General features: G+C 61.9%; 11 protein-coding genes and 1 riboswitch. Of the genes, 2 read left to right on the top strand and 9 right to left on the bottom strand.

Annotated features, from left to right (window positions below):
- Positions 1 to 83: 83 nt before the first annotated feature.
- The 7 genes from atzF to V476_RS05100 form a co-directional block, all read right to left on the bottom strand.
- The gene (atzF, locus tag V476_RS05130; protein WP_024960573.1) at positions 84 to 1,898 is read right to left on the bottom strand and encodes an allophanate hydrolase; all 1,815 of its coding nucleotides are present in this window, start codon (positions 1,896 to 1,898) and stop codon (positions 84 to 86) included.
- A 35-nt stretch (positions 1,899 to 1,933) separates the two neighbouring features.
- Positions 1,934 to 6,364, bottom strand: a complete 4,431-nt coding sequence (locus V476_RS05125; protein WP_027902957.1) for a 5-oxoprolinase/urea amidolyase family protein — start codon at positions 6,362 to 6,364, stop codon at positions 1,934 to 1,936.
- A gap of 109 nt (positions 6,365 to 6,473) precedes the next feature.
- Positions 6,474 to 7,091 carry an urea amidolyase associated protein UAAP2 gene (locus tag V476_RS05120; RefSeq protein ID WP_024960447.1) on the bottom strand — a complete coding sequence of 206 codons (618 nt, stop codon included), beginning with the start codon at positions 7,089 to 7,091 and terminating at the stop codon, positions 6,474 to 6,476.
- Between the two features lie 11 nt (positions 7,092 to 7,102).
- Complete coding sequence (locus V476_RS05115) at positions 7,103 to 7,828, bottom strand: urea amidolyase associated protein UAAP1 (protein WP_024960446.1); 726 nt, start codon at positions 7,826 to 7,828, stop codon at positions 7,103 to 7,105.
- On the bottom strand, positions 7,825 to 8,607 hold the full coding sequence (locus V476_RS05110) for an ABC transporter ATP-binding protein (RefSeq protein ID WP_024960445.1): 783 nt from the start codon (positions 8,605 to 8,607) through the stop codon (positions 7,825 to 7,827). The genes V476_RS05115 and V476_RS05110 overlap by 4 nt, the downstream gene beginning before the upstream one ends.
- Complete coding sequence (locus tag V476_RS05105) at positions 8,604 to 9,419, bottom strand: ABC transporter permease (protein WP_003413041.1); 816 nt, start codon at positions 9,417 to 9,419, stop codon at positions 8,604 to 8,606. The genes V476_RS05110 and V476_RS05105 overlap by 4 nt, the downstream gene beginning before the upstream one ends.
- Positions 9,420 to 9,446: 27 nt before the next feature.
- Complete coding sequence (locus V476_RS05100) at positions 9,447 to 10,514, bottom strand: putative urea ABC transporter substrate-binding protein (RefSeq protein WP_024960444.1); 1,068 nt, start codon at positions 10,512 to 10,514, stop codon at positions 9,447 to 9,449.
- Positions 10,515 to 10,577: 63 nt separating this feature from the next.
- Positions 10,578 to 10,680: riboswitch (guanidine-I (ykkC/yxkD leader) on the bottom strand.
- A 478-nt stretch (positions 10,681 to 11,158) separates the two neighbouring features.
- Between V476_RS05100 and V476_RS26680 the strand changes: the two genes are divergently transcribed.
- Together V476_RS26680 and ung are read left to right on the top strand one after the other, a co-directional pair.
- Positions 11,159 to 11,545 (top strand): hypothetical protein, encoded by a 387-nt coding sequence (locus V476_RS26680; RefSeq protein WP_003425264.1) that lies wholly within the window; start codon positions 11,159 to 11,161, stop codon positions 11,543 to 11,545.
- A 197-nt stretch (positions 11,546 to 11,742) separates the two neighbouring features.
- Complete coding sequence (gene ung, locus V476_RS05090) at positions 11,743 to 12,435, top strand: uracil-DNA glycosylase (protein WP_003425266.1); 693 nt, start codon at positions 11,743 to 11,745, stop codon at positions 12,433 to 12,435.
- Positions 12,436 to 12,459: 24 nt separating this feature from the next.
- Here ung and V476_RS05085 read toward each other — a convergent pair whose 3' ends face one another.
- The gene (locus V476_RS05085) at positions 12,460 to 13,494 is read right to left on the bottom strand and encodes an AbrB family transcriptional regulator (RefSeq protein ID WP_024648546.1); all 1,035 of its coding nucleotides are present in this window, start codon (positions 13,492 to 13,494) and stop codon (positions 12,460 to 12,462) included.
- On the bottom strand, positions 13,487 to 15,001 hold the full coding sequence (locus V476_RS05080) for a tripartite tricarboxylate transporter permease (protein ID WP_024662637.1): 1,515 nt from the start codon (positions 14,999 to 15,001) through the stop codon (positions 13,487 to 13,489). The genes V476_RS05085 and V476_RS05080 overlap by 8 nt, the downstream gene beginning before the upstream one ends.
- Position 15,002: the final 1 nt, after the last annotated feature.

Genomic DNA, 15,002 nt, shown 5'->3' with positions numbered 1-15,002 from the left:
CGATGGGGAAGGTCATAACTATGTATTGCAACTTCCCGTCGCGCTGAAAGAGCGAGACGGCACGCCCGAGCATGCCGCCTTGCTCACTGCGGTTGCACGTGCGCACGCCAGCCGCCGAGATGGCTGATGTCGCGGGCGCCCTCCAGACCATAGGCTTCGCAGATGAAACCGGTCTCCCAGCGGCCGTCGGCCAATTGCACCTTGCCCAGCCCGAGCGGTGCTGGAATGCCGGTCAGGAACGACCCCAACTCCATACTTGGCAGCTCCCAGACCTCCACGTCGATGGCGACGCCGTGTTCGGTCACCCGCACCATGCCAGGCCGGAAGGGCGGACCACCGGCCAGCGCATACAGCCGATAGTCGGCCGAGCTTTGCGTGGTTTCCAGCAGGCGTGCCCCTCGTTGCCTGAGCTGCCAGTTCAATGCCAGTCCGTCCAAGTGAGCACCGCAGACCACCAACCGCGCCCTATCGTTGCGCGCAGTGGTTTGCGGTACAGGCAGCCGAGGTGCTTCGCCGCCAATCAAGGGCAGGGCGGTTTGCCGTTGCAAGGCGTCGGCCAGACTGAGCAGGTACTGATCGGTGAATGCGCGTCCGAACAGCGTCACGCCCCACGGCAGACCGTTGCCCATGAAGGCACTGGGCACGGCGACGGCGGCGTAGTCGAGCAGGTTGACGAAATTCGTGTAGTAACCCAGCTCCGAGTTACGCAACACCGGCTCGGCCGCTAGCTCTGCCGATGTCACCGGGCGGCCGATGCTTGGCGTCACCATGCATTCCAGGCCTTCAAGTGCCCGATCGCACGTCGCCTTGAGTGCTTGCAAACGGTACTGCGCGCGAAACGTATCGACCCCGCTGACCTGGGGAGCCTTGGCCAGCACGTCGCGGATCACCGGCAATACCGCGTCAGGACGTTCTTCCATTAACTGTCCGGCGACGCTGTAGCGTTCGGCCACCCACGGCCCCTCGTACAACAACCGCGCCGCTTCGAGAAACGGTGACAAGTCCACTGTGACCGCTTCGCCACCCAGCGCTGCAAGGTGGTCGATAGCTGCGTTGAACAGTCTCGGCCCCTCGGTACAGCCGAAGAACTGCAGGTCCTCGGCGCGGGGTACACCGAAGCGAAACGGGCGAGGTGTGCCGAAAGCCGAGGCGTCGTTCCACGAAGGGTTGCGACGGCTGTACTCATCGCGCGGATCAAATGCGGCGATCAGTGCCAATAGCTCGCTGGCTTCCCGCGCCGTGGCGGTGAAGGTCGAGACGCAATCCTGCGTGCGGCATGCGGGCACCACGCCCGCCGTGGAAATCAGTCCCTTGCTGGCTTTCATTCCCACCAGGTTATTCAGTGCTGCGGGCACCCTGCCCGAGCCCGCCGTGTCGGTGCCCAGCGAGAAGCTGCTGACGCCCAATGCCACGGCCAGCGACGAGCCGGCGCTCGAACCGCCTGACGGGTACTCGTTCAACACGCTGTTGGGGCAGGCGCCATAGGGCGAGCGGCTGCCGTTCAAACCTGTGGCGAACTGGTCCAGATTGGTCTTGCCCATGGGCACGGCACCCAGCGCGATCAGGTGCGCGACGACGCTTGCCGAGTGCTCGGGTGTGTAGGCGTAGTCCGGACAGGCCGCGGTGGTTGGAATGGCCGCCAAATCAATATTGTCCTTGATCGCGAAGGGGATGCCGAACAGCGGCAGGTCTTTGGGATCACGAGCATCCAGTCCAGCCAGATAAGGCTCGAGTTCAGCCGGGCTGAGCAGGTGGATGAACAGGTGATAATCGCTGTTCAGCCTTGCGGCTTTTTCGCGCAGCGCCAGGATCAGCTGGCGCGGCGATATTTTGCCGGACTGGTAGAGCGCGCGTACGGTGTCCAGACGCAGGTCATTGGGCAGTGCTATGTCGTTCATGACGGGATTCCCTTGAAAGTGAAAAGTGGGTCGATTCAGTCTGCGCTCAGCACCACCACCCGTTGCCCTGCGCGTACTGCCGAGCCGGGTTGCACCCTGACGTCCTGCACCACGCCGGCGATCGGGGCGAGCAGGGGGATTTCCATTTTCATGGACTCCAGAATCACCAGCACATCGCCTGCTTCCACGTGTTCGCCCAGTTGTACCTGGACTTGCCAGAGATTGCCGGCGATGTGGCTGTCGACGCCTTGCTGGCCAAGTTGCAGAGGCTGTTCTTCGGTGTTTGGCGTCACGCCTTCATCGCTCTGGAAATCGGCCTGCCCGTTGGCGATCCAGCGTTCGCGCTCTGCGTTGAAAGCGGCGTTCTGCTGGGCGCGGAACGCCTCAATGCCTTCGGCTTCGCGGGTCAGGAAGGCTTGGTAATCAGCCAGATTCAGGGTGCTGTGTTCGATGTTCAGGGCGAAGCGACCCAGCGGGAAGTCGCGGCGGATACGCACCAGTTCGTCGGCGCTGACCGGGTAGAAACGGATCTGATCGAAGAAGCGCAACAGCCATGGTTTACCCTCGAAGGCAGCGACGTCGCGATAGCGATTCCACATCTGCAACGTGCGGCCGACGAACTGGTACCCGCCGGGGCCTTCCATGCCGTACACGCACATGTACGCGCCGCCGATGCCCACCGAGTTTTCGGCGGTCCAGGTGCGCGCCGGGTTGTACTTGGTGGTGACCAGCCGGTGGCGCGGATCCAGCGGCGTGGCCACCGGTGCGCCGAGGTACACGTCGCCCAGCCCCATGACCAGATAGCTGGCGTCGAACACCGTGCGCTGGACTTCGTCGAGGTTGGGCAGGTCATTGATACGGCGGATGAACTCCAGGTTGCTCGGGCACCAGGGCGCGTCCTTGCGTACTGTGGTCATGTACTTTTCGATGGCCAGCTGGCAGACCGGGTCATCCCAGGACAGCGGCAGATGGACGATGCGCGAGTCCACTTGCAGGTCTTTCGCGGCGCACACGGCGTCCCATTCTCCGGCGATGATGTCGAGCAGTTGCCGAAGCGGCAGTTGCTCGGGGCGGTAGTGGACTTGCAGAGAGCGAATGCCCGGCGTCAGATCAATCACCCCCGCCAGCGCCTTGGCCTCCAGCGCAAGCATCAAGGCATGGCCGCGCAGACGCAGCACCAGATCCAGCTCCGGCGCACCGATTTCCAGCAGCAGGTGGGTATCCCCGGACAGACGCGCAACCAGGCGTTTATCGTCCTGACCGATGTCGAGGATGACTGGGGAGGGCAGATCCTCTTTACGGACAACTTCGCTGTCACGGGAGTTTGCGGTGCCCTGTAGGAGCGGACTTGTCCGCGAAGAGTCCTCTACAGTCGATGGGTTTTCTGCGTCAGGACTATAGCCTTCGCGAACAAGTTCGCTCCTACGGGAGTTTGCGGTGCTTTGTGGGATCTGGCTTGCTCGCGAAGAGGGTGTTGCAGTCGATGGATTTGCTGCGTCAGGAATATGGTCTTCGCGAACAAGTTCGCTCCTACGGAAGTTTGCGGAGCCTTGTGGGAGCGAGCTTGCTCGCGAAGAGGACGTTGCAGTCGATGGATTTTCTGCGTCAGGACTATAGCCTTCGCGAACAAGTTCGCTCCTACGGAAGTTTGCGGTGCCTTGTGGGAGCGAGCTTGCTCGCGAAGAGGGCGTTGCGGTCGATGGATTTTCTGCGTCAGGAATATAGCTTTCGCGAACAAGTTCGCTCCTACGGAAATTTGCGGTGCCCTGTGGGAGCGAGCTTGCTCGCGAAGAGGGCGTTGCAGCCGATGGATTTTCTGCGTCAGGACTATAGCCTTCGCGAGCAAGCTCGCTCCCACGGAAATTTGCGGTGTCTTGTGGGAGCGAGCTTGCTCGCGAAGAGGGCGTTGCAGTCGATGGATTTTCTGCGTCAGGACTATAGCCTTCGCGAGCAAGCTCGCTCCCACGGAAATTTGCGGTGCCTTGTGGGAGCGAGCTTGCTCGCGAAGAGGGCGTTGCAGCCGATGGATTTTCTGCGTCAGGACTATAGACTTCGCGAACAAGTTCGCTCCCACGGGAGTTTGCGGTGCCCTGTATGAGCGAGCTTGCTCGCGAAGAGGGCGTTGCAGTCGATGGATTTTCTGCGTCAGGACTATAGCCTTCGCTAGCAAGCGCGCTTCCACATCGTTCTGCATGACACGCCTCGACGCTCACCGGAGTGAATCGGAGCTTGTCGCCAGCCTTCAATTGCCCCAGCTGCCACAGGTCCGCTTCGATGATGGTCACCGGGCAGACGAATCCGCCCAGGCTGGGTCCGTCCGGCCCGAGGATTACCGGCATGTCGCCGGTGAAATCCACCGCGCCGATCGCATACGGGTTGTCGTGGATGTTGGACGGGTGCAACCCCGCCTCGCAGCCATCGGCACGCACCCATTCGGGTTTGGGACCGATCAGGCGCACGCCGGTGCGGCTGGAGTTGAAATGCACTTCCCAGTCGGTCGCGAAAAACCTCTCGATGTACGCTTCGGTGAAGTATTCCGGGGCGGCATGCGGGCCGTAAATGACCCTTATCCGGCGCACGTCTGTCAGCGCTTCAAGTGCCTCATCGGCAATCCGCTGCCCCGCACTGCGCTCCACCAGGGGCACGATGTGCAGCACATCGCCGGCGCGCAGCGCGCGACCGCCATGACCGCCGAACTGGCCGAGGGTAAAGGTACTTTTGCTGCCCAGGTAATCCGGCACGTCGAGCCCGCCGCGCACGCACAGATAGCTTCGCACACCGGCACCTGCGATGGTGCCCAGCGACAACGTCGAACCGGCGCTCACGAATAGCGCGGTGTTCATCGCACAGGATTGGCCATCGAGAGTGATCGGGATGTGCGCACCGGTCACTGCCACCACCGCATCGGTGTTGAAACGCAGTAGCGGCCCGCTCATGGTTATTTCCAGCGCGGCGCATCCTTCAGGGTTGCCCAGCAGGCCATTGCCCTGGCGCAACGCGCGGCTGTCCATCGGCCCGGATGGCGGTACACCGACCGCCCAGTAGCCCAAGCGTCCCGGATAGTCCTGAACGCTGGTCTGGGTGCCGCCGCTCAGCACCTCGAAGGTGTCAGCGTGATACACCAGATCTTCCAGACAGCGGGTCCACGGCTGGCCACTGGCGAACGGCGCGTCGGCAATGATCTGGCGCAGGTAGTCGCGATTGGTTTCCACACCGTACAGGCGCGTTTCGTTCAGCGCGTCGATCAGCCCGGCGCTGGCGTCCTCGCGGCTCGGTGCCCAACTGATCAGCTTGGCGATCATCGGGTCGAAGTACGGCGGTATCTCGCAACCGGCCTCGACCCAGGTGTCGATGCGCAGCTTCCGGCCATCCGCAGGCGGGAAATCAGCCGCAGTCAGCAGGCCAGGGCAGGGCTGAAAGTCACGGCCTGGATCTTCCGCGTACAGCCGCGCCTGAATCGCATGGCCAACCGGTTTCAGATCGGCCTGCAACTGATCCAGCGGCGGCAGATCACCGGCGGCCAGTTGCACCATCCAGCTGACCAGATCCACGCCCCACACCTGCTCGGTGACGCCGTGCTCGACCTGCAAGCGTGTGTTCACTTCCAGAAAATAGAAGCGCTGATCTTCACTGTCGAAGACGAACTCGACCGTCCCGGCGCTGCGATAATTGACTGCCCTGGCCAGTTTCACAGCCGCTATGCAGAGTTCTTCGGCCATGCCGTGCGGCAGGTTCGGGGCCGGGGTTTCTTCCAGCACTTTCTGATTACGCCGCTGTACCGAGCAGTCGCGTACGCCGAGCGCCAGCACTTCGCCCTGACCGTCGCCGAACACCTGCACTTCCAGATGGCGGGCGCGCTGGATGTATTTCTCGATGAACACACCCGCGTCGCTGAAATTGTTCTGACCGAGGCGCTTTACCGCCTCGAACGAGTCGGCCAGCTCTTCGGCGCTGCGACACACACGCATGCCGATACCACCACCGCCCGCCGTGCTCTTGAGCATCACCGGGTAGCCGATGGTGTGAGCCGCCGCGATGGCCGACTCCAGACTGCCGAGCAGCTCAGTGCCTTCGAGCATGGGCACGCCATGCTGTCTGGCTAGCGCTCGGGCGGTGTGTTTGAGGCCGAATACGCGCAGTTGCTCGGGCGTCGGGCCGACGAAGGCGATACCGGCGTCTTCACAGGCCTGAGCGAACCCAGCGTTTTCGGAGAGAAACCCGTAGCCGGGATGAATGGCTGTGGCGCCGCTGGCTTTGGCGATGGCGAGGATCTTGTCCACCGCCAGATACGTTCCGGCTGCGCCACCTTCGCCCAGGCTATGGGCTTCGTCGGCCTGCATCAGGTGCAGGCTGGCAGCGTCGGCTTCGGAATACACCGCCACGCCCTTGACCTGCAAGGTGCGCAGGGTCCGCAGGATGCGGCAGGCAATGGCGCCACGGTTGGCGATCAGCAGTTTGTCGAACATGGCATAACCCCGGAAACCCAGTCGCGCTCGGTTTCGTGATGGGAAGCGGGCCGTCCCGCTATTGATCAATCTACGCAACGGTCGTCCGTTGCTGAGGGCAGGTGCCGCGTCAGTCGCGAATCAATAACTGCGCAGGCGTCGGGTTGTAGCCGTTGCAGGGGTTGTTGAGCTGCGGACAGTTGGAAATCAGCACGATCACGTCCATTTCAGCGCGCAGCTCGACGTATTTGCCGGGTGCGGAAATACCGTCTTCGAAGGTCAGGCCGCCTTCGGCTGTCACGGGTACGTTCATGAAGAAGTTGATGTTCGGGCTGATGTCGGCCTTGCTCAGCCGACCGTCATGCATACAGGCGCGCAGGTAGTTGTCACGGCAGCTGTGCATGTAGCGCTTTTCCAGGGCGTAGCGCACGGTGTTGCTCTCTTGCGCGCACGCGCCACCCAGTGTGTCGTGGCGACCGCAGGTGTCATCGACAATGGTCAGCATCGGCTGGCCGAGGTTGGAAAACAGCACGCTGCCGGTGGTCAGGTACACGCTGTTCTGACGGCGCAGGGTGCGCTGCACGTCGTAGCGTTCACGCGGGTTGCTCAGACTGAAAAACAGTGTGTCGACGGCCTGATTGCCTTGCAGATCGAGGATGCGCACGGTCTGCCCGGCCTTGACCTCGGCCAGAAACGGCTCGCCAGCCGGGATGGTCGCGTCGCAGCAAAGGTGAGTGGGTGAGTTCATGACAAGGCTCCTCAGGCGAACAGGCGGTCGGTATTGATGAAGCCGCGCTCGTTTTCCGGGCGCGAGGTGCGGCAGTGCTCGGCGACGCTTGCGTCGGCTTTCATCCAGCTGAGTTTCAGCGGTTGTGGGGTGTATTCGGGGTTGGGGTCCATCGGGTGTTGCAGCGCGGTCAGCACCACCAGCGTGTCCATCGGTGCGTAGAGTTCGATGTAGTCACCGGCTTTGGAATTATTCGGCGCGGAGTGCAGGGTTCCTGCCTCGTCGACATCGACACGGCTGAACAGGTTGAGGGTCATCAGCAGGTCGGACAGCCCCAGCCCCCATTTGCCCAGCTCGACCAGCAGGTTGTCGACGCCGTTGCGAAAGAAGCCGTTGCGCAATTCCTGATAACGGCCCTGGCCGTATTTTTCAGCGACTTCCTGAGCATTGAGCACGCCGCCGATGCTGTCGCTCCAGCCGCAGGTGTCAGTGACGATGGCCGCCAGTACGCGGCCCATGTCCGAATACAGGCAATGACCGTTGCTCAGACGAGCGGTGTGCTGGCATTTGAGGCTGTCAGGCAGGTTCAGCCGTTCGGTTTTTTCGTGGGCGTTGAGCAGGGTCAGGCTGACGTTGGCGTTGCCGTGCAGGTCGGTCAGGCGCAGCAGTTCGCCGCGCTTGAGGATAAACGAACGATGGCCGCCACCGGGCAGCATCTCTTCGGCGAAAACCGGGTACAGCGTGGTTGAGTCGGTCATTGAACGGGCTCCTCTGAAACGTTGAGCAGCGAATCGATGGCGGCGCGTTCGGCGCGGCGTTCGCTGTTGAGGGGGATGTCGTAAGTGATACGCGCGCCATAGGCGCCGGGGGCGTGCGGGTCGTGGCGCACCTTGTCGAAAACCAGCAGGCGGGTGCCGAGGTTGAAACCTTCGGACAGGTCGTGGGTGACCATGAATAGGGTCAGTTTGGTTTCGCGCCACAGGTCCAGCAGCAGGTGATGCATGTCCTTGCGGATGCCGGGGTCGAGCGCGCCAAACGGCTCGTCCAGCAGCAGGACGCGCGGTTTCATGATCAGCGCCTGAGCGATGGCCAGGCGCTGTTGCATGCCGCCGGACAATTGCGTCGGGTACTTCTCCAGCGCATGCCCCAGGCCGACCTTGCCGAGCAACTGCGCAGCGTGCTCGCGCGCCTCGCTTTTCGCCTGGCCGAACAATAGGCCGAGCCAGGGCGAGCGGGGCAGCTCCAGACCCAGCGCCACGTTGTCGAGCACCGACAGGTGCGGGAACACCGAATAGCGCTGAAACACCACGCCACGGCTGGCATCCGGCTCATTGCGCAGGGGCGTGCCGTCCAGCGTGATCACGCCGCGACTGGGGGATTCCTGACCCAGCAACAGGCGCAGAAAGGTCGACTTGCCGCAGCCCGAAGCGCCGACCAGCGTGCAGAATTCGCCTTCGGCCACGTCCAGGTTCAGGCCCTCGAGTACCACCTGATCGGCGTACTGCTGCCAGACATTGCGCACACTGATAAAGCTCATGCGCGTGCTCCTTCGTACCAGGGAAAGGCGCGTCGGGTCAGGGCTTTCAGGCCCCAGTCCATCAGCCAGGCGAGCAGGGTGATCCACACCACATAGGGCAGAATCACGTCCATCGCCAGATAGCGCCGCACCAGGAAGATCCGGTAGCCCAGGCCGTCAGTCGAAGCAATCGCCTCGGCGGCGATCAGGAACAGCCACGCCGAACCCAGCACCAGGCGCAGGGCGATCAACAGGCGTGGCAGCAATTGCGGCAGGATCACCCGCAGGATCAGTGTCCAGGTCGAGGCACCGAGGGTTTGCGCCTTGATCAGCAGTTCGACCGGGATTTCACGGGCGCGCTGTTCCAGATCGCGGGCCAGAATCGGCGTGATACCGATCACGATCAGCATTACCTTCGATAACTCGCCCAGGCCGAACACGATGAACAGAATCGGCAGGATGGCCAGCGGCGGCACCATCGACAGCACCGTCAGCAAGGGCGACAGCGGTGCGCCGCACAGCGGCAGGATGCCCGCTGCGATGCCCAGACACAGGCCCAGCAGCGCGCTGATCCCCAAGCCGATGGCCAGGCGTTGCAGGCTCGATGCGCTGTCCTGCCACAGCAGGTAGTCACCGCTGCGCGGGTCGGCAACGAACGCCATGCGTTTGACCGCATCGGCCATCTGTACCGCGCTGGGCAGCAGTTTGTCGCTGGGGTTTTCCGCAAGCCGGGTGGCCGAGCCCATGAAATAGGCGAACAGCAACAGGGCGAACGGCAGGATCACCAGTATCAGGCGACCGGCACGATCCGGATGGCGGTTTATCAAACGCATGGCAATGACCTTTCTACTGAACGTGATTTACAGCTTGCCGTCGACGGCCATCTGCACGTAGCCGGGGTCAAAGTGCAGCTTGAGATTGCCCTTGTCGCCGAGCGTCACGCCATTGGCGAACGACATGCCGACCGCATCGGCGTCGCGTGCGCCTTCGCCGAGCAAACCGTGAGCGAACGAGAAGTCAGCCACCTTGCGCTGGGTGTCCGGCAGTTGTTTGCTGGTCGCGAACTCAAGCGCTTCCTTGGGCGTGGCAAACAGCTTGGTGGTGTCCAGTTGCGCCTGGAAACCGGCCAGATCGGTGCCCGATGCTTTAGCCATATGTTCCAGCGCAGCCTTGCCCTGAGCGTTTTTGGCATTCATCAGTTCGACCACTTCAAACCAGGCGCCGGTCAGGGCCTTGCCTAGGGCCGGGTTGTCTTTCAGGGTCTGAGTGTTGACGACCATCATGTCCATGATCTCGCCGGGAATCTGGCTGGAGTTGAACACTTCGGTCACGCCGGGCTTGGCCTTGATGTCCGAGAGCATCGGGTTCCAAGTGGTGACCGCCTGTACATCGTCGGTATTGAAAGCTGCCGAGATATCGGCATCCGAGGTATTGACCACCTTGAGGTCTTTTTCACTGAGCTTGACACTGTCCAGCGCTCGGGCCAGCAGGTAGTGAGACACCGACAGCTCGACCAGATTGACGTCCATGCCTTTCAGATCGGCGATTTTCTTGCCTTCGCCCTTGAGCACGATGCCGTCGTTACCGTTGGAGAAGTCGCTGACGATCAGTACCGTGCTTTCCACGCCACCTGCGGCCGGGATTGTCAGAGCGTCCATGTTGGTCATGGTGCAGCCATCGAACTGGCCGGCGGTGTACTGATTGATGGATTCGACGTAGTCATTGAGCTGGGTGACATCGATCTTGATGCCGTACTTTTTTGCCCACTTGTCGACGATGCCCTGGCTACCTGCGTATTCCCACGGCATCCAGCCTGCGTAGATGGTCCAGCAGACGTTGAAATGATCTTTCTGGGCGGCAGTCGCCGAGAGGCTCAACGCAGCAAGCAGGCCTGCCGTCAGCAGACCGAAGAGACGAGACTTTTGCATGTTGAGAAATCTCCAGTAGTGAAAAAAGGCGGCCAGGAGCAACGTGACACCACTGGTGTCCCTGTCTCCCGGGCTTTTGTCCCGCCGTGTAACCTCTACTGGAGGTCGCCAACTCTCGGACCAGCCACTTGCCTGTTGGCAAGCCGGAACCCTAGTCGGCTATTGCAAATTGTGGTGCCGCGAACCTGTGTTGACTCCTGCACATCGCTCATCAAGCGAGAGTTGTGCCAACTCGTGCTGCGCCTTGTTTTTCAAGGGCTGGCCGAGTCATCGACGGCCAGTTGCCGGAGGAACTGCCTTGTGCTGGTGCGAGACCGCACCGTGATGAGGCAAAGGTGGATGAAATGTTTTGTAGCATGTTTGTAGAAGGCCGAAACAGGCCTGCAGGCCTTGGTTGCAGAGCCTTTGCGAGTCAGTTGCTGACCATTCGCGCCCTACCCTCTAAGCTGACCCAAGGCACTAGAAGGCCTTTTCGATGTCAGATATTTCGTCCGCCAACCGCTTTGACGGACGCCGACCAGCGTCGCTGGTTTGGCCCAATCGCGGTCCAGGAGGCCGCCATGTATCGAAGACCCTTGCTTATCACGTTGCTGACCCTTTTCCTTTCTGGTTGCTACGCAGGTCCCGGTTACTACGAATCCGATGTGTACACGCAGCCGACTGTCGTTGGCGGCGCCTACGCGTATGACAATGGCTACCGCTCTACCTACTATCAGGAGCGACGCATCTATGTGGCGCCTCAACCGCGCTATTACACCCAGCCTCGCTACTATGCCCCGGCACCCCGTTATTACGCGCCACCGCCCCCGCCGCGCTACTACCAGCCGGGACGTCCACCGGGTTATGGCTGGAGAAACGATGGTTTTCGCGGCAATGGCGGTTTCGGCCGCAATGACGGCTTCGGACGCAACGACGGCTTTCGTGGCGACCGAGGTAACCGTGGCTGGGACGACCACGGTGGGCGTGGCGGACGAGATGGCCGTGATCATGGAAGAGGCGGGCGCGGCGATGGTCGTGGCGGGCATCGATAGCTGAAATGTGTGCGCTCACTGTCATGCCAACGCTGTGAACTGACTACTGCTGCAAACTGACTATAGTGCCGACGTTCCGCGTCGGCACACTTTCCTGGACGCTCTGCGTCCTGGCTTGAAGGCGCATAGCGCAACCGGCATTGACTTTGCCGCCTGGCTTTCCTAGTGTCCGCGCATTGTTTTTACCGGATGTAACCATGACTAGCGACGACCGCATCAAGCTTGAGCCGAGCTGGAAAGAAGCCCTGCGTGACGAATTCGAACAACCCTACATGGCTCAATTGCGCGAGTTTCTGCGACAGGAGCACGCGGCGGGCAAGGAAATCTATCCGCCCGGGCCACTGATCTTCAACGCGTTGAACTCCACGCCGCTGGATAACGTGAAAGTGGTCATCCTTGGCCAGGACCCTTATCACGGTCCGAATCAGGCGCATGGCCTGTGCTTCTCGGTGCAGCCGGGAGTGCCGACGCCGCCATCGCTGGTCAACATCTACAAAGAGCTGAAACGCGACCTGAACATCGATATTCCGAACCACGGTTGCCTGCAATCCTGGGCTGATCAGGGCGTGCTGTTGCTCAACACCACGCTCACTGTCGAGCGCGCCAACGCTGCTTCCCATGCAGGAAAAGGCTGGCAGCACTTCACGGACCGGATCATTCAAGTGGTCAGCGAGCACCAGCCGCATCTGGTGTTCCTGCTGTGGGGCGCTCATGCGCAGAGCAAGCAGAAACTGGTCGATGCGACCAAGCATCTGGTGCTGACCTCCGTCCATCCGTCGCCGTTGTCAGCCTACAAAGGCTTTTTGGGCAACGGGCATTTCGGGCGGGCCAACAAGTACCTTGAGCAAAACGGCATTGCGCCGATCGACTGGCGCTTGCCAGCGCTTTGATTTGCGAGGATTCCAGCGACCTGTTCAGTCCGCGAGCCGTTTGTTCCAGCGTCGGTATAGCGGCTCGGCGAGAAACAGCACGAACAGCAGGCGCATGACCTGCATGGCCGTGACCAGCGGCACCGACAGTTGCAGCACTTCGGCGGTCAGGCTCATTTCTGCGATGCCGCCGGGCATCATGCCCAGCGTCAGCGAACGCAGGTCCAAGTGGGTGAGGGCGCTCAGCGCCAGTGCCGCGAGTGCGGCGATCAGCATGGTCAGCGCAGTGCCCAGCAGCGTGCGCGCCAGGAACGATGGCGCACGCCGAAAGAACTCCCGATTGAAATGACAACCCAGCCCGCTGCCAATCAGCAACTGACCAAGCTGGCTGGCGCCGTTGGGCAGGCCGATTTTCAGATCCCAGACCACGCTCGCCACGGCACTGAGCAACAGCGGGCCGAACAGCCAGGGATTGGGCTGCTTGAGGCGTTGCCACAGCCAGGCCAGCGCAGCCCCGAGCGGCAGCAGAACGGCCAGCCAGCGCCAGTCCACGACGCTGGCATGCAAGGCTGGTGCACCATCACCCAATAGGTATTTGAAGATCGCCGGTACGCACAGCACCACGGCGAGTACCCGCAGACTTTGTGCGGCCGCGACACTGCTCAGCGTTGCACCGTTGCGAGCGCCGAGGTTGACCATCTCCCCGGAACCGCCCGGCATGCTGGAGAAGAACGCCGTAGGGCGATCCTCGCCGGTACGCAGCATCAGCCACACGCCGACCAGACACGACAGGCTGGTGACCAGGGCACCGATGAAAATCAGCCCGAAATGCGCCAGTACCTGTTCAATGACCACCGGGGTGAAGTGCAGGCCGATGCCGATCCCGATGATCAGCTGACCGCATTTGCGCCCGCCGGGAATCTGCGCCAGCTGCCAGGGTGTCAGGCAGCGCACCAGGATGATTGCCAGCAACGAGCCCACCATCCATGGCAACGGCCAGCCGACCTGACTGGCGAGGTAGCCGCCCAGCAGGCCGACCAGTGGCGTTGCCCACCATTGGCGCAGAGACGAATCAGCCATGTGCCGCAGCGGCCTGCTGTTTGGCGCGCTTGCGCCAGATGCGCAGCAGCGGGAACAGCAGCATGAACACGGTCACCACCCAGACCCCGAGGGTGATCGGGCTGGACCAGAGGATCCCCAGTTCGCCGTTGGAGATCGACAGGGCACGACGCAGGTTTTGCTCCATCAGGCCCCCCAGGATGAACCCGAGCAGGATCGGCGACAGCGGGAAGTCCAGCTTGCGCAGGATGTAACCGAAGATACCGATGCCGACCATCAGGAACAGGTCGAAGGTGGTGGCGTGCACCGCATACACACCGATGCCGGTGATGATCGCAATCACCGGGACCAGCGCCCAGTTCGGCACGGCGAGGATGCGCGTGAAGATGCGAATCATCGGGATGTTGAGGATCACCAGCATGATGTTGGCGATGAACAACGACGCGATCAGGCCCCAGACGATATCCGGTTGCTGTTGAAACAGCATCGGGCCGGGCGTGATGTTGTACAGCGACAACGCGCCGATCATCACCGCCGTGGTGCCTGAACCCGGCACGCCGAGTGTGAGCATTGGCACCAGTGCGCCACAGGCTGTCGCGCCGATGGCTGTCTCGGGTGCGGCCAGGCCACGCATGTCGCCTTGGCCGAACTTGCCGCTAGCGCCGGCGATGCGTTTTTCCGTCATGTAAGCGACCGCGCTGGCCAGCGTCGCACCGGCACCAGGCAATACGCCAAGGATGAACCCCAGCAGACCGCAGCGAATATTCACCACGAATACGGCAGCGGCTTCCTTGACGTTGAACATCATGCGCCCGGTGGCCTTGACGGCCTCCTGGCCGCGATGGGTCTTCTCCAGGAGCAAGAGGATTTCGCTGATCGAAAACAGGCCCAGCACCAGCACCACGAACTGAATGCCATCGGTGAGGTGAATGTTGTCACCCGTGAAACGGTACACCCCGCTGTTGGCATCGATACCGACCGCAGACAGGAACAGCCCGATCAGCGCGGCAATGAACGTCTTCAGCGGCCGGTCACCGGCCATCCCGCCCAGACAGACGATCGCGAACACCATCAGCACGAAGTATTCCGCCGGACCAAAGGCAATCGCCCATTTGGCGAGCAGGGGGGCGAACAGCACCATGCCGCAGGTGGCGATGAACGCGCCGATGAACGAACTCCATGCCGACAGCGACAGTGCAACCCCGGCCAGGCCCTGACGTGCCATCGGGTAACCGTCCAGGGTGGTCATCACAGTGGACGCTTCACCCGGAATGTTCAGCAGGATCGAGCTGATACGTCCGCCGTATTCGCAGCCCAGGTACACGGCTGCCAGCAGAATCAGCGCCGACTCGGGCGGCAGGCCCAGCGCGAAGGCGATAGGGATCAGCAGCGCTACACCGTTGATCGGTCCAAGCCCCGGCAGCAGGCCGACGACAGTCCCGATCAGTGTTCCGCACAGCGCCGTGATCAGGTTGTAAGGCGTCAGGGCGACACCGAAGCCCTGGCCCAGATAACCGAAAGTATCCATT

Origin of the sequence: Pseudomonas syringae KCTC 12500 (assembly GCF_000507185.2) — a bacterium.
Lineage (GTDB): Bacteria > Pseudomonadota > Gammaproteobacteria > Pseudomonadales > Pseudomonadaceae > Aquipseudomonas > Aquipseudomonas syringae.
The sequence above is the reverse complement of the archived record's forward strand: the minus strand, read 5'-3'. Positions and strand labels throughout refer to the sequence as shown.